Source organism: Rhodococcus sp. MS13 (assembly GCF_013277835.1).
In the GTDB taxonomy this organism is placed as follows: domain Bacteria; phylum Actinomycetota; class Actinomycetes; order Mycobacteriales; family Mycobacteriaceae; genus Rhodococcus_F; species Rhodococcus_F erythropolis.
In genome coordinates, this window is the sequence record NZ_VBTL01000001.1 from 373,261 (window position 1) to 391,044 (window position 17,784).

Sequence of the window (17,784 nt, forward strand, 5' to 3'; positions counted from 1 at the left end):
TACGATAGTGCGCAAATCTGACACTTCGCTGAGCGCCGGATCCGATTCAGCTCGGGATCACACCAACGTCAGTGCAGTCACAACAAGATCAGTGCAGTCACAACAAGATCAGTGCAGTGGCCGTGGTCCCCAGCGATCGGTCAGCACTCCGATGGCGCCCAGAGCAACAGCCCCGGCGGTCGACGTGCGCAGGACCGTCGGCCCGAGAAGCACCGGAGTGGCCCCTGCCTCCGACAACGCACTGATCTCCGAATCGTCGAGCCCACCTTCGGGACCGACAACGAGAAATACCTCGTCCGCGCTCGCCAACGGCAAGCCGGCCAACGGCGTCGTCGCCGATTCGTGAAGCACCGCAACCACAGCGCCGCGGGCAACGGCGTCGCGAACCAACGCGATCACCGCCGCCGTCTTGTGCAGATCCGAAATCTCCGGGACGAACGCGCGTCTGGACTGCTTCGCCGCAGACACTGCGGCACTTCGCCAGCGTGCGACGCCCTTGGCGAGCTTCGGGCCTTCCCATTTGGCGACACAACGCAGGGACTGCCACGGAATCACGGCGTCGATACCAGCCTCGGTGGCCAGTTCGACGGCCAACTCGGAGCGCTCGGCCTTGGGCAGTGCCTGAATCAGGGTCACCAACGGCTTGGGCTGCTCGAGAACCTGAACGTCGCTGACCAACAGTTCGAGGCGATCCTTGCCGACGCTCGTCACCTCGGCGTCGGCTACCCGGCCACGGCCGTCGGCCAACACCAAACGCTCGCCGACACCGATCCGGCGGACAGTGGCCGCGTGGCGACCCTCCTGCCCGTCCAGAACTGCGATTTCACCGACGCCGGGAACCGGGTCGAGAAAGAAGACCGTTGCGGCCACCGTCAGCGGCCGCTGAATGCTTCGCGAAGACGCGAGAACAGACCACCGCTGTTCTGCGACGTCGTCGAAACGACCTCGGCCTCGTCACGATCGCGGAGCAGCTTGAATTCCTTGAGCAGCTTGGACTGCTTGTGATCGAGGCGGCTCGGGATGACCACCTCGAGGTGAGCGTGGACGTCGCCGCGCACTCCCGACCGCAGTTTCGGCATACCGTGACCGCGAAGAACAGCAACGTGCCCGGGCTGGGTGCCTGGCTCGATGGTGATTTCCTTGGGGCCGTCGATGATGGTGTCGACGGTGACGCTGGTACCCAGTGCTGCGTCGACCATGGGAACACGGATGGTGCAGTGCAGGTCTTCACCGTCCCGAACGAAGACGTCGTGCTGCTGCTCGACGATCTCGACGTAGAGGTCGCCGGGGTGTCCGCCGCCTGGGCCGACTTCACCCTGCGCAGTCAAACGGATGCGCATGCCACCGGCAACGCCCGCCGGAACCTTCACCGTGATGTCGCGCTTGGCCCGCACTCGGCCGTCGCCGCCACACTTGTGGCAGGGATCCGGGATGGTCTCACCGGCACCGCGGCACGTCGGGCAGGGACGCGAGGTCATGACCTGACCGAGGAACGAGCGCTGGATGGACTGAACTTCGCCGGCACCGTTGCAGGTCTCACAGCGGACAGGCTTGGAGTCGCCGTTGGTTCCGGCTCCGGTGCAGCTGTCGCACAGAATGGCCGTCTCGACGGTCACGTGCTTGCTGACGCCCGTCGCACATTCTGCGAGGGTCAGCTTGGTGCGAAGCAACGAGTCGGCTCCGGGCTGAACGCGACCGCGCGGCCCACGACCTGCGCCGCCACCGCCGCCGAAGAAGGCTTCGAAGACGTCGCCGAGGCCACCGCCACCGAATCCGCCGCCGAAGCCACCACCTCCGCCGCCACCGGACTCGAGCGGGTCTCCGCCGAGATCGACGATGCGACGCTTCTCCGGGTCGGTCAGGACCTCGTAGGCCGTCGAGATCTCCTTGAACTTGGCCTGCGCCGCCTCGTCAGGGTTGACGTCCGGGTGCAGTTCGCGTGCCAGCTTGCGGTAAGCGCGCTTGAGCTCCTGGTCTGTCGCGTTCTTGCCGACGCCGAGCAATCCGTAGTAATCCCGTGCCACGTTGAGTCTCTCGTCCTTCTCTTACTTCTAGGTTTTCCTCAGTCCTCGCGAGGAGGTGTGCCGACCAAATGTCGACGTCCGTCATCGCTCGGAGAGAACTTCGCCGATGTATCTGGCAACGGCGGCAACCGATGCAATTGTTCCCGGATAGTCCATCCGAGTGGGTCCGAGCACACCGACACCACCGAAAACGGTACCGGCCGCGCCGTAGCCAGTCGAAATCACGGAGGTTCCGCGCATCTGTTCGACCTGCGTCTCTTCACCGATCTGGACGGTGACCGTGCCGGAATTCTGCGTCGCAGCGAGCAGTTTGAGGACCACTACCTGCTCTTCCAGTGCTTCGAGCACTGCGCGCAGCGAACCGGGGAAGCCGGCCAGACCGGAGAAATCGGCGGCGTTGCGCGTGAGGTTGGAGGTTCCGCCCAGGACGAGGCGATCTTCCGGATGTTCGACCAGGGTCTCGACCAGAACCGTTGCCGACCGGATCACGGCGTCGCGCAGGTCGGCCGGAGACTCGTCGGCCAGTTCCGCCACGGCAATCGACGCGGCGGCCAGGCGCTTGCCTTCCAGGGCCCCGCCGAGAAGCGCGCGCAACCGGGAAAGGTCTTCGTCTTCGAGGACGTCCCCGAGTTCGACGATTCGCTGATCGACGCGGCCGGAATCGGTGATGAGAACGAGGAGCAGGCGCGCCGGCGTCAATGCGACCACCTCGAGGTGGCGAACCGACGATGCGGACAGCGACGGATATTGGACAACCGCGACCTGACGGGTCAGTTGCGCGAGCAGTCGCACCCCACGACGCAGAACGTCGTCGAGGTCGACACCCGACTCCAAGAACTCCAGGATCGCTCGTCGCTCGGGCCCGGACATGGGCTTGACGTCGGCGATGCGATCGACGAATTCGCGGTATCCCTTGTCGGTGGGGACGCGGCCGGAACTGGTGTGCGGTTGGGCGATGTAGCCCTCGGCCTCGAGGAATGCCATGTCGTTGCGCACAGTGGCGCTCGACACTCCGAGGTTGTGACGCTCGACCAGGGCCTTGGATCCCACCGGGTCCTGGGTGGAGACGTAATCGGCCACGATTGCACGTAAGACCTCGAAACGCCTGTCGTCGGTACTCGACATCGTTGCCACCTCCGTTTCCTGAACAGAACGAACACCGACATTTACACATCGGTTCCCACTGGCAGTCTAATCGCCCGAGCGCCAGAGACGGCTGTTGCCCTTACTGTGGAGTGAGATCGGCGAAGGGTCGATCGCACAACCATGGACAAGGCGGCACATGATCTTCAAAGGCGTGATGGACGGCAAACCGTATCCCGATCACGGACTGTCTCTACGCGACTGGTCGAAGTTCCCTCCACGTCAGGTTCGACTCGACGAGATCGTGACCACCACGAAGGTCCTCGAACTCGATCGCCTGCTGTCGGAGGACTCGACCTTCTACGGCGATCTGTTCCCTCACGCAGTGCAGTGGCGCGGCACTCTCTACCTCGAGGACGGCCTGCACCGAGCGGTTCGTTCGGCCCTGCGAAACCGCGTCGTGCTGCACGCGCGTGTCTTCGACTTCGACGCGATGCCCGGTGTCATCGAGGGCGTCCGCTGACGCTCACGCGACTCAGGCGCCGAGACTCAACCGACGAACGCGAGCAGTGCGGGATTCGGCTGCCCCGGCCAGGTTCCGGTGAGCGTCGCCGAGCCTGACACTCGATCTGCGTCGATCACTCTCACCACGGTCAATTCCAGTTCTCCCGCGCTGATGATCGTGTCGGTGCCGACTGTCGAGCAGGTCACCGATTCGACTTCCGGTACGGAAGCGCCGGCCGTACCGCTGCCTACTACGTGAGCCGTCACCGGGATGTGATCGGCGGAGTCCGCGAAAACCAGATCGACTCCGGCCCCACCGGTCAGAATCGCGGTCGCCACCACGCTCACGTAGACCGGATCGCAGCAAGCGTCGTACACCCACCGCTCGCCCAGTACCGAATGATCCATGGTTGCGATCAGCGCAGTCTCCGCCCCGTCCAGCGGAGCACCACGATAAGTGAGCGGGACCTGAAGAATTCGACCGTCGGCAGAGCGGAGCAGATGCGTCTCGACTCCGACCTCGCCGTCCGGGTCGTCGAAACGATAGGCGTCGACGCGTTCGAGCGTCGAACAGTCGACCGACCCGATCCATGGCTGCTTGGGCACCCACGCTCGGAGCAGGTCGTTCTTGGACGGATTCAGCTGCGCACGATGAATGATGGCCACCACGGCCACATTACGCGGCGAAGGATGGTGCCGCGTCAGGTCAGGATCGTGCGAATCACCGCATCAGCGAGCAGGCGACCACGGTCGGTGAGAACCACGTGATCGTTCTCGATCACGGCCAACCCGTCGACTACCACCCGTTCGGCCGAAAGGCGTTCGGATGCAGACAGTTCCGACAACGGAAGTCCCGTACGCAACCGCGCGGTCAACATGACGCGCTCCATGTGTTCGTCCTCGGCGGTCAGTTCTTCGCTGCCGCCGACGGGAAGTTCACCGAGGGCCAACTGTTCCGCGTACCGTGCCGGGTGCTTGACGTTCCACCACCGCACTCCGCCGACGTGACTGTGCGCGCCCGGTCCGGCGCCCCACCAGTCACCGCCGTCCCAGTAGCCGAGGTTGTGACGGCAGCGGGTGTCACCGGAGTCCGCGGTTTCCGCCTTTGCCCAGTTGGAGACCTCGTACCAGTGCAAGCCGGCCTCGGACAGGCGTGAATCGATTCGTTCGTATCGTGAGGCCAGCACGTCGTCGTCCGGCGCGGGCAGCTCGCCGCGCCTGACCTTGCGAGCCATGGCGGTGCCGTCCTCGACGATCAACGCGTAGGCCGAGACGTGGTCGACATCGGCGGAGAGAACCGCATCGAGTGAGGCGTCCAGATCTTGGTCTCGCTCCCCTGGCGTTCCATAGATCAAATCCAAGTTCACGTGCGAAAAACCAGCTGCGCGAGCCTCTTTCGCGGCAGCGACGGCGCGGCCGGGAGTGTGGGTGCGGTCGAGGATCTTCAGGACGTGCTGAGCCGCGGACTGCATGCCGAGGGAAATGCGGGTGAATCCCGCACTGCGGAGAGCGTCGAAGAATTCCGGCGACGTCGATTCGGGGTTCGATTCCGTGGTCACTTCGGCGCCGGACGCCAAGCCGAAGCTGCTGCGAACCGCCGACAACACGTCGGACAGCCCGTCGCCACCGAGCAGCGACGGCGTTCCACCGCCCACGAACACCGTCTCTGCCGCCGGGGCGCCCGTCATCTCGGCCGCGAGATCGAGTTCGCGTCGCAAACCCTCCAGCCACGACTGCGGCGACGCCGAGGTTCCGAGCTCACCGGCCGTGTAGGTGTTGAAATCGCAGTACCCACACCTGGTGGCACAGAACGGGACGTGGATGTAGATCCCGAACGGCCGTTTCCCGACACCCTCGAGCGATCGCGCGGGCAAGGCGAAGGGCGTCGCCTCGCTCTGTCGAGTGGGAGTCGTGCTGGTGGCATTCACGCCTCCAGTGTCCCAGCATCCGGAACGCACACCTATTCAGCCTGCGATGCAGGTCGGCGCGTGGCCTGAACTCGATATTTCCCCCGTTTTTCGTGGAAATATGCGCCCGAGTCGGAATTATCGAGTTGACGTGGCACAATGGTCCGCATGACCGGACTCGGAGTGCGACTTGTGGCGCGTCGCCATGTCGACTTCAAGCGTGTGTGCAGCTCGTCGTGTCTGCACCTGTGTAGCTGTTGATCTTTCACTGATCTTCCAGCCTTTCCCGCTCATCTCCATCTGCTTCACCGAAACAACTCTCTGCAGAGACACGTCGTTTCAGAGATACAGCTTCTCCAGCTGTTCGTTTTCGTGAGCACACCTGCCGGCCGCGAGCTTTCCGAGACCGAGGACAGCCCCCTCGATTTCCGACACGGACCGGTGCGTCCCGATCAGACACCGCCACAGTTCGTCGATAGTGCGTGCCGCGTGCCGATCAACCGCCCAGATCCAGGAGTTCATCGATGACGTCGACCACCGACGCCGCCACACCCGCCGATTCGGCAGCACCTGCCGAAGCCCGGCCCGCACGCGCTGCACGTCCCGCCAAGCGTCGCGCCGAAGGTCAGTGGGCCCTCGGTTACCGCGAGCCGCTCAACGCCAACGAGCAGGCCAAGAAGGACGACAACCCGCTCAACGTTCGGGCCCGCATCGAGAACATCTACTCCAAGCAGGGCTTCGACAGCATCGACAAGGGCGACCTTCGCGGCCGCTTCCGCTGGTGGGGTCTCTACACCCAGCGCGAAGAAGGCTACGACGGCACCTTCACCGGCGACGAGAACATCGACCTGCTCGAGGCCAAATACTTCATGATGCGCGTGCGTTGCGACGCCGGCGCTCTCAACGTCGAGCAGCTGCGCACCATCGCCGGCATCTCGAAGGAATTCGGCCGGAACACCGCCGACCTGTCCGACCGCGAAAACGTCCAGTTCCACTGGATCGAGGTCGAGAACGTTCCGGAGATCTGGAAGCGGCTCGAAGCCGTCGGACTCAAGACCACCGAAGCGTGCGGTGACTGCCCCCGCGTCGTCCTCGGTTCTCCCCTGGCCGGCGAATCGCTCGACGAGGTCCTCGATCCCACCCCGGCGATCGACGAGATCGTGCGCCGCTACATCGGCGACCCCAAGTACTCCAACCTGCCGCGCAAGTTCAAGACCGCCATCTCCGGTCAGCAGGACGTCGTTCACGAGATCAACGACATCGCCTTCATCGGCGTGAACCACCCCGAACACGGCCCGGGCCTCGACCTCTGGGTCGGCGGCGGACTGTCCACCAACCCGATGCTGGCGCAGCGCGTCGGCGCCTGGATTCCGCTCGACGAGGTCCCCGATGTCTGGGAGGGTGTCGTCTCGATCTTCCGTGACTACGGCTACCGCCGTCTGCGCGCGAAGGCAAGGCTCAAGTTCCTCATCAAGGACTGGGGCATCGAAAAGTTCCGCGAGGTTCTCGAGACGGAGTACCTCGAGCGCCCGCTCATCGACGGCCCCGCGCCGGAGAAGCCCAAGCGCCCGATCGACCACGTCGGCATCCAGAAGACCCGCAACGGCCACAACGCAGTCGGCTTCGCTCCGATCGCCGGCCGCGTCTCGGGAGACATCCTGGCTCAGGTCGCCGACGCCGCGGAGAAAGCCGGCAGCGACCGGATCCGCTTCACGCCGTACCAGAAGCTGATCATCCTCGACGTCGCCGACGAGACCCTCGAGCCGCTCATCGCCGATCTCGACGCGCTGGGCCTTCCCGCCCGACCGTCGCACTGGCGCAAGAACCTGATGGCCTGCTCCGGCATCGAGTTCTGCAAGCTCTCGTTCGCCGAGACACGCAAGCGTTCGCAGGTGCTCGTGCCCGAACTCGAACAGCGTCTCGCCGACATCAACAGCCAGCTCGACGTGCCGATCACCATCAACATCAACGGTTGCCCCAACTCCTGCGCTCGCTCGCAGATCGCCGACATCGGCTTCAAGGGCCAGCTCGTCGACGACGGTGAGGGGAATCAAGTCGAGGGTTTCCAGGTTCACCTGGGAGGCAGCCTCGGATTCGACAGCGCCTTCGGACGCAAGCTGCGCCAGCACAAGGTCACCAGCGTCGAGATGGGTGACTACATCGACCGCGTCGTACGTCAGTTCGTCAAGAACCGCAACGAAGGTGAACGGTTCGCCGAATGGGCAGTGCGCGCAGACGAAGGAGATTTGCGATGACAGTGGACATTTCGCGAGCAACCGCCGACGAGCTTCGGTCCATCGCCGAGCGCGGTGCCGTAGAACTCGACGGAGCCAGCGCACAGGAACTGTTGCAGTGGACCGAGGACACGTTCGGTGACTCTTACATTGTTGCGTCGAACATGCAGGATGGAGTGCTGGTTCACCTTGCCGCACAAGTTCATCCGGGCGTCGACGTACTCTTCCTCGACACCGGCTACCACTTCCCCGAGACCATCGGCACGCGTGACGCGGTCGAGCAGGTCTACGGCGTCAACGTCATCAATGCACGCGCGCTGGCAAGCGTCGCCGAGCAGGATGTCGCCGAGGGCAAGGATCTGTTCGCCCGTGATCCCAACCGCTGCTGCGCATTGCGCAAGGTCGCACCCCTCAAGCAGACACTGTCCGGCTACAGCGCGTGGGTGACCGGCATCCGCCGCGTCGAAGCGCCCACCCGCGCCAACGCCCCCCTGATCTCCTTCGACGAGGCCTTCGGCCTCGTGAAGATCAACCCGATCGCTCCGTGGTCGGACGAGGAGATGCAGAACTACATCGACACCAATTCCATCCTCGTCAATCCTCTTGTCGACGAGGGCTATCCGTCCATCGGCTGCGCACCCTGCACCAGCAAGCCAGCCCCCGGCAGCGATCCGCGTAGCGGTCGTTGGGCCGGTGCCTCCAAGACAGAATGCGGGTTGCACGCATCATGACAGTTGACTTGACACTTTCACGTCCTCAGCTCGACGGCACACAGTTCGATACTCTCGACGCCCTCGAGTCCGAAGCGATCCACATCTTCCGAGAGGTAGCCGGCGAGTTCGAACGCCCGGTCATTCTCTTCTCGGGAGGTAAGGACTCCACCGTGCTGCTGCATCTGGCGATCAAGGCCTTCTGGCCTGCGCCGCTGCCGTTCACCCTGCTGCACGTCGACACCGGCCACAACCTGCAGGAAGTTCTCGACTTCCGCGATCACGTCGTCGCCAAGTACAACCTGCGCCTGCACGTGGCCAGCGTCGAGGAGTACATCGCGGACGGTCGCCTCACCGAGCGCCCCGACGGTATCCGCAACCCGCTGCAGACCGTTCCGTTGCTGGACGCGATCTCCGAGAACCGCTTCGACGCCGTCTTCGGTGGCGCTCGCCGCGACGAGGAGCGCGCCCGCGCCAAGGAGCGGATCTTCTCGCTGCGCAACGCTTTCGGCCAGTGGGATCCCAAGAAGCAGCGCCCGGAACTGTGGAACCTCTACAACGGTCGCCACTCCCCCGGCGAGCAGGTGCGCGTCTTCCCGCTCAGCAACTTCACCGAGCTGGACATCTGGCGTTACATCGCCCGCGACAACGTCGAACTCGCCAGCATCTACTACGCCCACCAGCGTCCGGTGTACCAGCGCGACGGCATGTGGATGACCCCCGGAGTCTGGGGTGGTCCGGCTGACGGCGAAGAGCTGCAGACCCTTTCGGTGCGTTACCGCACCGTCGGCGACGGTTCGACCACCGGTGCTGTTCTCTCCGATGCGGCTGACAACGAAGCGATTCTCGCCGAGGTTGCGGCATCACGTTTGACCGAGCGCGGCGCGACCCGTGGCGACGACCGAGTTTCCGAAGCGGCCATGGAAGACCGCAAGCGAGAGGGCTACTTCTGATGAGCGATCTGCTCAGACTGGCAACTGCCGGCAGCGTCGACGACGGAAAGTCCACCCTCGTGGGCCGTCTGTTGTACGACACGAAATCCGTTCTCGCCGACCAGATCGACGCCGTTACCCGTGCGTCGGTGGACCGCGGTCTCGACACCCCTGACCTGTCGCTCCTGGTGGACGGACTGCGCGCCGAGCGTGAGCAGGGCATCACCATCGACGTGGCGTACCGCTACTTCGCGACCCCCAAGCGCACCTTCGTGCTTGCCGATACACCGGGCCACGTGCAGTACACCCGCAACACGGTCTCCGGAGCGTCGACGGCTCAGCTCGTGATCCTGCTGGTCGATGCTCGCAAGGGCGTCATCGCGCAGACTCGTAGGCACGCAGCGGTTCTCGCGTTGCTCGGTGTCCCGAAGCTCGTTCTCGCCGTGAACAAGATCGACCTCGTCGAGAACCCCGAAGAGGTCTTCACCTCGATCTCCGCCGAGTTCAACGAACTCACCAGCTCACTGGGCTGGGCAAGCGAAGACGTCGTCGAGATCCCGGTATCGGCACTGCACGGTGACAACGTCGCCATCCGCTCCGACAAGACCCCGTACTACACCGGCCCCACGCTGATCGAGCACCTCGAGTCGATTCCGGTCGACGCCGAGCCGCATCGCGTCGGCCTGCGTTTCCCGGTGCAGTACGTGATCCGTCCGCGCACCGCCGAGTTCCTCGACTACCGCGGATACGCCGGCCAGGTTGCCGCCGGTTCCGTCGTACCCGGCGACGAAGTGGTGATCCTGCCCTCGGGTACGCGCACCACCGTCACTCGTATCGACACGGCCGACGGTGAACTCGACGTCGCCCACGCGGGGCGCAGCGTCACGCTGATCCTGGCCGACGACGTCGACGTCTCTCGCGGCGACACCATCGCCTCGCCGTCTGACGCACCCGAGCCGATCGGCGAATTCGACGCCACTGTCTGCTGGTTGGCCGAGAAGTCGCTGCGCCCCGGCGCACGTCTGCTGCTCAAGCACGGCACGCGCACGACGCAGGCCATCGTCGGCAGCTTGGTGGAGCGCTTCAACGAGCAGGATCTCACCACGGATCAGGGCCCGGACACTCTCGAGCTCAACGAGATCGGCAAGATCTCGATCCGCGTGGCCGAGCCGATCGTGGCCGACGACTACGCAGTGAACCGCCACACCGGCAGCTTCCTGTTGATCGATCCCGCTGGTGGAAACACTCTCGCAGCCGGCCTGGTCGGCGACGTCATTTCCGCTGTCGAATTGGGCGAGCGCGTTTAAGTCGATGGTTCCGCTCATTGCTGTTGCGCACGGCAGCCGTGATCCCCGTTCTGCTCGGGTGATCGCGGCTGCCGTGGCGGCTCTTCGTGAGGCCCGGCCAGACCTCGATGTCCGGCTGGCGTTTCTCGATCTCAATGCACCGTCCATCGATCAGGTCCTGGACGGAGTTGCACACGACGGCCACACTCACGCCGTTGTTGTTCCGATGCTGCTGGGCAACGCCTTCCACGCTCGCGTAGATCTGCCCGGGCTCTTGGCCGCTGCCGCGACACGCCACCCCCAACTGACCGTGTTCCAAGCAGACGTACTAGGTCTCGATGCTCGGCTTATCGAGGCAGTGCGCGAGCGAATCCTCGAAGCGGGCGCCCGGCCGGACGATCCGTCGGTCGGTGTCGCTCTTGCGGCAGTCGGCTCGTCCGACGCGCGTGCCAACGCCGCGACCGCAGAACTGGCGTCCACTCTCCTGAGCGGAACCAACTGGTCGGGCGTTCGAATCTGTTTCGCGACATCCGCGGAACCAACAGTTGCCCAGGCGATCTCCGCTCTCGAGCAGAACGGCGCTGAACGCGTTGTCGTCGCACCCTGGTTCTTGGCTCCCGGCCTACTGACCGACCGACTCAGCGCTGCAGCAGCAACGGTATGTCCGCGCGCGCGTTTCGCCGAAACGATCGGTGGGCACTCTCTACTGATCGAAACGATGATCGACCGTTACCGACAAGTCGCTGATGCACTACCCGACCGTCTGGTCCGCTCCGCCTGATCCGGTTTCACAGGCCGTTATCAGATTGTTACCGTAGTGTTGGATCTGTCCAGCCAGCGAAGGTTCATCCTTCGCCTGCGAAACAGATCTTTGGGTGCAATCCCCTCAGAGCGCCGCGAGAGGGAACACCATCACTCACAATCTTCGCCTCGGCACAGCCGGCACCGCCTGGGTCCTGTCGGTGCTCTACCTGCTTGTCGAGATCTTCACGGCCGGAGCCTGGAAGACGCCGTACAGCTTCGCGCGCGACTCCATCAGTTCGCTGGGCGTGACGACATGCAGCGTGGATTCGTGTTCGCCGATGCACGACGTCATGAACGCGGCTTTCATGATCCTCGGTGCGCTCACCATCCTCGGTGCAGCCTTGCTGCACAAGTACATTCCGGACGGTCGTGCGAAAAAGTGGATTCTCGGCCTTGCCGTCGTCGTTGCACTGAGCACCGCGGCTACCGGCCTCTTCCCGGCCAACGACGGGACCTTCGTTCACTGGACCGCAGTACTTCCCGGCTTCGTCGCCCGTCATGCCGTTCTCGTACTCATGGCAATTCAATTCTGGAAGCACAGCAAATGGATCGCAGTATGGTCGGGACTGTGCGCGGCCACCGGAATCGTCGGCGCCGTACTGCTTCTCGGACGAACCCTCACTTTCGGCTTGGGTGAACGCTTGACGCTGTACCCGCTGCCGATGTGGATGGCAGTCACCGGCGTCGCAGCCCTGCTCGCGTTGATGCGCCGAACCGTGTTGAAGAACGTGGAATTGACACTGCCCGGTAACGGATTCATCACCGCTCTGTTGTCGTTGCGCCCGCGTCGAACTCGCGCAGCAGTGCCTACCGACGTTCTCGCACCGCGGGAGCTGACGAGTTTGTAGCGAACCCGGGGTGACCAGGGACACACTGGTAGGGAGGCGACGCGAGGAGACTTCCATGACCAGTGCATCTGTTCGACACGGAATCGTGGCCGGCATCGACGGCTCGGCAAGCGCGGTCAACGCCGCGAGGTGGGCAGCATCGGCTGCAAAGAGATTCGACGAACCATTGCGACTGACCCACGTTCTGCCGGGACAACCCGAGTCAGGTGGCGGTACCAACGTCACTGACGAAGAGATGTTCGACCATCACCTTCGCGTCGAGGGTGCAAAGTTACTCGACGAGGCCGAGGACGCCATTCGCGACGATCACACCGACGTCACCGTCGAACGCGGCCTCGTGACCGGCACTCCCGCAACCACACTCGTCGAACTTTCGAAATCCGCTCGCATCGTTGCACTCGGTCAGGCCGGTACCAGCGAAATGCAATCGGTGTTTCTCGGTTCCGACACCATTCGGGTGGTCAACCGGGCGCACTGTCCCGTGGCGGTGTTCCGCGGTACCGGCGAGCACGCGGTAGCCGACACCAGGCCCATCGTCGTCGGCGTCGACGGAAGCAAGCTCAGCGAACTCGCCGTCGCGCATGCTTTCGAGTTTGCCGCGTTCCTCGGCGCGCCCTTGGTTGCGGTTCACACCTGGAACGAGCACGCCTCGCTCGGCGGGTACTCCGAAGCCAGGCGCTTCGTCGACTGGGGACCGTACGAACAGCATGAGCACGCTCTGCTGTCCGAGTGCCTCGCCGGCTGGACGGAGAAGTACCCCGATGTCGAAGTCACCCGGAGTGTCCAGCGCAGCGGACCGATGAAGGCACTGCTCGAGCACTCGGCGGAAGCGCAACTCGTAGTCGTCGGTAGCCACGGCCGCAGCCCGTTCATGGCGTCGATAGTCGGATCGACCAGTCAGAGCCTCATCCACCACGCCCAATGCCCGGTCCTCGTCTGCCGAGAGGGCTGAACTCGTCTCGCTGTTGCCCGACCCCCACCTCTGAGCGAACGGCACTTTCGGCGCTATCAGGAGGCCGAAAGTGCCGTTCGCTCAAACAGGAGTGGGGGTGAAACAGGTCAAACAGGGCTAGCGGGTCATACCTGGCCGACGACGCTCACCGTCACCGGCTCCTGCTCCGGCGTCACCACCGGAGTCTCCGGCAGATCCGGCACCCGGGTAGCCCGGGCGTAGACCGTCTCCCCCGCCTCGAGGTGCAGAGCTGCACTGTCACCGCGGGTGACCTGAGCCGAGAACAACTCACCGGTTGCCTCGTTGCGCAGGTCGACTCGAACCTCGAAGCCGAGATACACGACGCGCTCGACGGTTGCGCGTGTGACGCCGAGGGACTCGGCCGTTCCGGACTCCTGAGCGAGAGCCATGCTCGGATCGCGGCCGAGACGGATGTCATGCGGACGGACCAACTGCCCGTTGAGCTTCGCGACGGATCCGAGGAAGGACATCACGAAGTCGTTGGACGGGCGGTCGTACAGGTCGGCAGGTTCACCGATCTGCTCGATCCGCCCCTTGTTCAGCACCGCGATGCGGTCGGCGACGTCGAGAGCCTCTTCCTGGTCGTGTGTGACCAGGACGGTGGTGACGTGCACCTCGTCATGCAGGCGGCGCAACCACGTGCGCAGGTCGGCACGGACCTTCGCGTCGAGGGCGCCGAAGGGCTCGTCGAGCAGGAGCACCTGCGGATCCACCGCCAGAGCGCGCGCCAACGCCATGCGCTGACGTTGACCGCCGGACAGCTGCGCGGGGTACCGATGCTGAAAGCCGTCGAGGCCGACGATCTCGAGAAGTTCGTTGACCTTCTTCTCGATCTCCGGCTTCGGGCGCTTGCGGATCTTGAGCCCGAACGCCACGTTGTCTCGCACCGTCATGTGCTTGAACGCTGCGTAGTGCTGGAACACGAAACCGATGTCACGCTTCTGCGGCGAGACGCCGGTGACGTCCTTGCCTGCGATGGTGATGGTTCCCGAATCGAGCTCTTCGAGCCCTGCGATCGAACGCAGCAACGTCGACTTTCCCGAGCCACTTGGCCCGAGCAATGCCGTCAACGAACCCGAGGGAATGTTGACCGTCACGTCGTCGAGCGCCGCGAAGTCACCGTAGTTCTTGCGGGCCCCGGTCACTGTGATCATGTGGTGCTCCTCTTACGGTCCAGCAGCGTCATCAGCAACAGGACAATGATGGCGATGCCCATCAGCAGCGTTGCCGCCGAATACGCACCAAAAGTGTTGTGGTCGTCGATGTATCGCGAATGCACCAGCAATGTCAGTGTCTGGGATACCCCAGGGAAACCGGAAGAGACCATGATGACTGCGCCGAATTCACCGAGCGAACGCGCCACCGTCAACACGATTCCGTACGTCAAGCCCCAACGGATCGCGGGCAAGGTGATCCGCCAGAACGTCTGCCAACCCGAGGCACCGAGCGTCGCGGCCGCTTGTTCCTGCTCGTCGCCGATCTCGTGAAGTACGGGTTCGACTTCCCGGACGACGAAGGGCAGCGTCACGAAAATCGTCGCGATCACCATGCCTGGCAACCCGAAGATGACCTTGAACCCCAACGATTCGATGCCGCCGAACCAACCGTTGGCACCCCACAGAAGAATCAACGACACGCCGACGACGACGGGCGAGACTGCGAAGGGCAGGTCGACCACCGACTGCAGTACGCCCCGCCCCGGGAAACGCCCACGCACGAGTGCCAGAGCCGTGACAACACCGAACACGACGTTGATCGGGACCACGATCGCCACGATGATCAGCGAAAGATTCAGCGCGGAGATCGCTGCCGGTGTCGTGATCGATTCGAGGAACGGGCCGATTCCGTTCTCGAACGTTCGCGTCAGGATCACACCGATCGGCACGACCAACAACACGAACAGGTAGACGAGAGCGATGGTCCGCAGACCGATCTTCGATCCTCTGGACACGTTCATCGGGAACTCTCCTCACGTCGCTGTCCCCGCGAGGCGAAGATTCGCAGGACGAACAGCGTCACGAATGCGATGGCCAGCAACGCTACCGAGACGGCAGCGGCGTTGGTCGGACGATCGATCTCGATCTGCTGCTGAATGTACTGCGACGTCATCTGTGTCACGCGTGGGATATTGCCGCCGATCAGAACGACCGAGCCGTATTCACCGATCGCTCGGGCGAATGCGAGCCCCGCGCCGGAGATGACGGCAGGCGCCAGCGTCGGAAGAACGACGGAACGAAAGATCGTCCAGTTGGAAGCCCCCAACGATGCAGCGGCTTCCTCGACTTCGCGGTCGACCTCCATCAGCACCGGCTGCACCGAGCGAACCACGAACGGCAAGGTCACGAAGGCCAATGCCACGATCAGTCCGGGCTGGGTTGCATTGAGGTGGATGTCGATCGGTGACTGCGGGCCGTAGAGAGACAGCAGCACGATCGACGCCACGATGGTGGGTAGCGCGAACGGCAGATCGATCATCGAGTTGACGATGCGCTTGCCCGGGAAGTCGTCCCGGACCAGCACCCACGCGATGATCGTGCCCATCACGACGTTGATCAATGCCACGATCACCGAGACCAACAACGTCACGCGCAACGACGCCAAGGCGACGGGTGCGGTGATGGCGTCCCAGAATCCGGAGATCCCCTCGTCGAACGCGGTGGCGGTCAACGCGGCGAGCGGAAGCAGAACGATCACGGAGAGCCACAGGGTGGCCACTCCGATTCCGAGCGGCCCCACACTCCCCGTGACCCGCGCGAGTTTTCGCCGACGAGCCACGGGGGTGGGGTCAATAGTGTCAGTCACGTCAGTCTTACTTGGTCGCGTTGTCGTAGATCACTGCGATCGAACCGGTGTCCTTGGTGAACAGAGCGCTGTCCACGGCCTTCCAGCCGCCGAGGTCTGCGATGGTCCACAGCTTGGTCGGCTCGGGGAACTTGTCGGTGAACTTGGCAGCGACGGCGGGATCAACGGGACGGAATCCTGCTTCGGCCCAGAGCGTCTGACCCTCGGTCGTGTACAGGTAGTCCTTGAACGCGGTCGCCTTGTCGAGGACCTTGCTGTTCGAGATCACGGCAACCGGGTTCTCGATCTTGAAGGTCGTGGGCGGGGTGACGTGCTCGACCGGGTCGCCGTTGCCTTCGATGAACAGTGCCTCGTTCTCGTAGCTGATCAGAACGTCACCGCTGCCCTGCAGGAAGGCTTCCGAAGCCTCGCGTCCCGACTTGGGCTGGATCTTGACGTGATCGTTGACCAAGGCGGTGACGTAGTCGAGACCCGCCTGCGGGTTCTTGCCACCGTCGCTCTTGGCGGCGTACGGCGCCAAGAGGTTCCACTTGGCCGAGCCGGAGCTGAACGGGTTCGGCGTGACGACCTCGAGGCCGGGCTGAAGCAGGTCGTCCCAGTCCTTGATGCCCTTCGGGTTCCCCGGACGCGTCACGATGGTGACTACCGATCCGAACGGAATTCCGTTGTAGGCGTCCTGGTTCCAGTTCTGATCTACCAGACCGGCATCGACCAGGCGGGTGATGTCGGGCTCGACGGAGAAGTTGACGAAGTCTGCCTCGGCGCCGTCCTTCACCTTGCGCGACTGGTCGCCCGAGGCGCCGTACGAAGGATTGAAGTTGACGTTCTTGCCCTCGTCTGTCGCCTGGAAGGCTGCGGTGAGCTTGTCGAAGCCGGGCTTCGGCACGGCGTAGGCGAACAGGTTGATCGTGCCGGCGCTACCGTCGCTGGCGGCGCTGTCACCACCCACGGTGTCGCTCGAGCCACCACTGCACGCTGTGAGTACCACGGCCCCCATGGTCGCGATAGCAGTGAGAAGTGTGCGGGAACGGCGTTTCATTGCAGATACCTTCCTGAAAGGACTGACAAACGAGGGTTGGTCAAACGACAAGTCCGAGACCTCTGGGGCTGATTCCATCGGGATGTTCAGACATGGAGAGCCGACGGGCAATGAGCCCTGAATCGGGGGCGCGAGTTACGCGCAGAGAAGTTCGAGTGGGGTGCGCAGCACCACCGGAGAGGTCGAACTCAGGAAATCAACAACAGGCGACGTCAGCGACGTCGAGCATGCCGACAGCAATCAACGCCAACTGGTGGCGGATTACGGGAGCTGTTGCTTCGGACACGCGGTGGACTTTAGCAGAGCACCGGCGCCCGCTCTAATCGGGAGAACTAACGGGTGAGAAGCCACGCGACGATCACGAGGAGAATCAGGGCTATCAGGGCGAGAGTGACCCGTGAGCGGGGCATCAGCTTTCCTCTACTTCTCGAGAATTCCTACGCAACCAGCCGAAGAGCGGCAGAGCGAGAACGGCGGCCAACGCGCGATCTAGACCGATGGCCACCAGGCGGCACAGCGGAACGACGACGATCAGGACCAACGCGACCTGCGGGATGAACGGGAGCCCCGCCATCCACAGCTCGAAGCTGTCCCACCAATCCGCTATCCGATCCACGCCAACACCCTATCCTTCGGAC

19 protein-coding genes are annotated in these 17,784 nt (G+C 63.8%); 8 read left to right on the plus strand and 11 right to left on the minus strand.

Translation table 11 applies throughout. The features are described 5' to 3' along the window. Positions 1-108: 108 nt before the first annotated feature. The 3 genes from FEZ59_RS01670 to hrcA form a co-directional block, all read right to left on the minus strand. Complete coding sequence (locus tag FEZ59_RS01670) at positions 109-870, minus strand: 16S rRNA (uracil(1498)-N(3))-methyltransferase (RefSeq protein WP_021333396.1); 762 nt, start codon at positions 868-870, stop codon at positions 109-111. Positions 871-872: 2 nt separating this feature from the next. Beyond that, complete coding sequence (gene dnaJ, locus FEZ59_RS01675) at positions 873-2,024, minus strand: molecular chaperone DnaJ (protein WP_019749026.1); 1,152 nt, start codon at positions 2,022-2,024, stop codon at positions 873-875. Positions 2,025-2,105: 81 nt separating this feature from the next. Continuing rightward, complete coding sequence (gene hrcA, locus FEZ59_RS01680) at positions 2,106-3,149, minus strand: heat-inducible transcriptional repressor HrcA (RefSeq protein WP_019749027.1); 1,044 nt, start codon at positions 3,147-3,149, stop codon at positions 2,106-2,108. 157 nt (positions 3,150-3,306) lie between these two features. On the opposite strand from hrcA, the gene FEZ59_RS01685 reads away from it, so the two are divergent. Then, positions 3,307-3,630 carry a type II toxin-antitoxin system VapB family antitoxin gene (locus FEZ59_RS01685; RefSeq protein WP_003944521.1) on the plus strand — a complete coding sequence of 108 codons (324 nt, stop codon included), beginning with the start codon at positions 3,307-3,309 and terminating at the stop codon, positions 3,628-3,630. A gap of 26 nt (positions 3,631-3,656) precedes the next feature. Here the strand turns inward: FEZ59_RS01685 and FEZ59_RS01690 are convergent, their stop codons facing one another. Together FEZ59_RS01690 and hemW are read right to left on the minus strand one after the other, a co-directional pair. Next, positions 3,657-4,277: a hypothetical protein gene (locus tag FEZ59_RS01690; RefSeq protein WP_172932149.1), complete on the minus strand. Its 621-nt coding sequence runs from the start codon at positions 4,275-4,277 to the stop codon at positions 3,657-3,659. A 35-nt stretch (positions 4,278-4,312) separates the two neighbouring features. Continuing rightward, positions 4,313-5,539, minus strand: a complete 1,227-nt coding sequence (gene hemW, locus FEZ59_RS01695) for a radical SAM family heme chaperone HemW (protein WP_060939178.1) — start codon at positions 5,537-5,539, stop codon at positions 4,313-4,315. Positions 5,540-6,042: 503 nt separating this feature from the next. On the opposite strand from hemW, the gene FEZ59_RS01700 reads away from it, so the two are divergent. The 7 genes from FEZ59_RS01700 to FEZ59_RS01730 all read left to right on the plus strand — a co-directional run bounded on the left by FEZ59_RS01700 (position 6,043) and on the right by FEZ59_RS01730 (position 13,284). Then, on the plus strand, positions 6,043-7,773 hold the full coding sequence (locus tag FEZ59_RS01700; RefSeq protein WP_020908197.1) for a nitrite/sulfite reductase: 1,731 nt from the start codon (positions 6,043-6,045) through the stop codon (positions 7,771-7,773). Next, positions 7,770-8,483 carry a phosphoadenylyl-sulfate reductase gene (locus FEZ59_RS01705; RefSeq protein ID WP_042924073.1) on the plus strand — a complete coding sequence of 238 codons (714 nt, stop codon included), beginning with the start codon at positions 7,770-7,772 and terminating at the stop codon, positions 8,481-8,483. Before FEZ59_RS01700 ends, FEZ59_RS01705 begins: the two co-directional genes overlap by 4 nt. Then, positions 8,480-9,415, plus strand: a complete 936-nt coding sequence (cysD, locus tag FEZ59_RS01710; protein WP_020908199.1) for a sulfate adenylyltransferase subunit CysD — start codon at positions 8,480-8,482, stop codon at positions 9,413-9,415. The genes FEZ59_RS01705 and cysD overlap by 4 nt, the downstream gene beginning before the upstream one ends. Then, entirely contained in the window at positions 9,415-10,701 is a 1,287-nt protein-coding gene (locus FEZ59_RS01715) for a GTP-binding protein (protein ID WP_020969973.1), read from the plus strand. Before cysD ends, FEZ59_RS01715 begins: the two co-directional genes overlap by 1 nt. Before the next feature lie 4 nt (positions 10,702-10,705). Beyond that, positions 10,706-11,461, plus strand: a complete 756-nt coding sequence (locus tag FEZ59_RS01720) for a sirohydrochlorin chelatase (RefSeq protein ID WP_021333399.1) — start codon at positions 10,706-10,708, stop codon at positions 11,459-11,461. A 94-nt stretch (positions 11,462-11,555) separates the two neighbouring features. Beyond that, positions 11,556-12,332 (plus strand): DUF998 domain-containing protein, encoded by a 777-nt coding sequence (locus tag FEZ59_RS01725; protein WP_020908202.1) that lies wholly within the window; start codon positions 11,556-11,558, stop codon positions 12,330-12,332. Between the two features lie 55 nt (positions 12,333-12,387). Then, complete coding sequence (locus tag FEZ59_RS01730; protein WP_019749037.1) at positions 12,388-13,284, plus strand: universal stress protein; 897 nt, start codon at positions 12,388-12,390, stop codon at positions 13,282-13,284. A gap of 125 nt (positions 13,285-13,409) precedes the next feature. Here the strand turns inward: FEZ59_RS01730 and FEZ59_RS01735 are convergent, their stop codons facing one another. The 6 genes from FEZ59_RS01735 to FEZ59_RS01755 form a co-directional block, all read right to left on the minus strand. Beyond that, complete coding sequence (locus tag FEZ59_RS01735; protein ID WP_020908203.1) at positions 13,410-14,459, minus strand: sulfate ABC transporter ATP-binding protein; 1,050 nt, start codon at positions 14,457-14,459, stop codon at positions 13,410-13,412. Further along, positions 14,456-15,262 (minus strand): sulfate ABC transporter permease subunit CysW, encoded by an 807-nt coding sequence (cysW, locus tag FEZ59_RS01740; RefSeq protein ID WP_003944503.1) that lies wholly within the window; start codon positions 15,260-15,262, stop codon positions 14,456-14,458. The genes FEZ59_RS01735 and cysW overlap by 4 nt, the downstream gene beginning before the upstream one ends. Further along, a complete protein-coding gene (cysT, locus tag FEZ59_RS01745) occupies positions 15,259-16,107 on the minus strand; it encodes a sulfate ABC transporter permease subunit CysT (RefSeq protein ID WP_003944556.1) in 849 nt (282 codons plus the stop codon). Before cysT ends, cysW begins: the two co-directional genes overlap by 4 nt. A 7-nt stretch (positions 16,108-16,114) precedes the next feature. Then, positions 16,115-17,146 (minus strand): sulfate ABC transporter substrate-binding protein, encoded by a 1,032-nt coding sequence (locus FEZ59_RS01750; protein ID WP_003944569.1) that lies wholly within the window; start codon positions 17,144-17,146, stop codon positions 16,115-16,117. A 196-nt stretch (positions 17,147-17,342) separates the two neighbouring features. Continuing rightward, positions 17,343-17,432 carry an Ms4533A family Cys-rich leader peptide gene (locus FEZ59_RS30360; protein WP_309599318.1) on the minus strand — a complete coding sequence of 30 codons (90 nt, stop codon included), beginning with the start codon at positions 17,430-17,432 and terminating at the stop codon, positions 17,343-17,345. 123 nt (positions 17,433-17,555) lie between these two features. Continuing rightward, positions 17,556-17,762 carry a hypothetical protein gene (locus tag FEZ59_RS01755; protein WP_003944489.1) on the minus strand — a complete coding sequence of 69 codons (207 nt, stop codon included), beginning with the start codon at positions 17,760-17,762 and terminating at the stop codon, positions 17,556-17,558. Positions 17,763-17,784 lie beyond the last annotated feature (22 nt).

Excerpts from the sequence above, each read along its gene's own strand:
- hrcA (WP_019749027.1), bottom strand. The coding sequence starts at position 3,149 with ATGTCGAGTACCGACGACAGGCGTTTCGAGGTCTTACGTGCAATCGTG.
- FEZ59_RS01685 (WP_003944521.1), top strand. The coding sequence starts at position 3,307 with ATGATCTTCAAAGGCGTGATGGACGGCAAACCGTATCCCGATCACGGA.
- FEZ59_RS01700 (WP_020908197.1), top strand. The coding sequence starts at position 6,043 with ATGACGTCGACCACCGACGCCGCCACACCCGCCGATTCGGCAGCACCT.
- FEZ59_RS01705 (WP_042924073.1), top strand. The coding sequence starts at position 7,770 with ATGACAGTGGACATTTCGCGAGCAACCGCCGACGAGCTTCGGTCCATC.
- cysD (WP_020908199.1), top strand. The coding sequence starts at position 8,480 with ATGACAGTTGACTTGACACTTTCACGTCCTCAGCTCGACGGCACACAG.
- FEZ59_RS01715 (WP_020969973.1), top strand. The coding sequence starts at position 9,415 with ATGAGCGATCTGCTCAGACTGGCAACTGCCGGCAGCGTCGACGACGGA.
- FEZ59_RS01720 (WP_021333399.1), top strand. The coding sequence starts at position 10,706 with ATGGTTCCGCTCATTGCTGTTGCGCACGGCAGCCGTGATCCCCGTTCT.
- FEZ59_RS01730 (WP_019749037.1), top strand. The coding sequence starts at position 12,388 with ATGACCAGTGCATCTGTTCGACACGGAATCGTGGCCGGCATCGACGGC.
- FEZ59_RS01735 (WP_020908203.1), bottom strand. The coding sequence starts at position 14,459 with ATGATCACAGTGACCGGGGCCCGCAAGAACTACGGTGACTTCGCGGCG.
- cysW (WP_003944503.1), bottom strand. The coding sequence starts at position 15,262 with ATGAACGTGTCCAGAGGATCGAAGATCGGTCTGCGGACCATCGCTCTC.
- FEZ59_RS01750 (WP_003944569.1), bottom strand. The coding sequence starts at position 17,146 with ATGAAACGCCGTTCCCGCACACTTCTCACTGCTATCGCGACCATGGGG.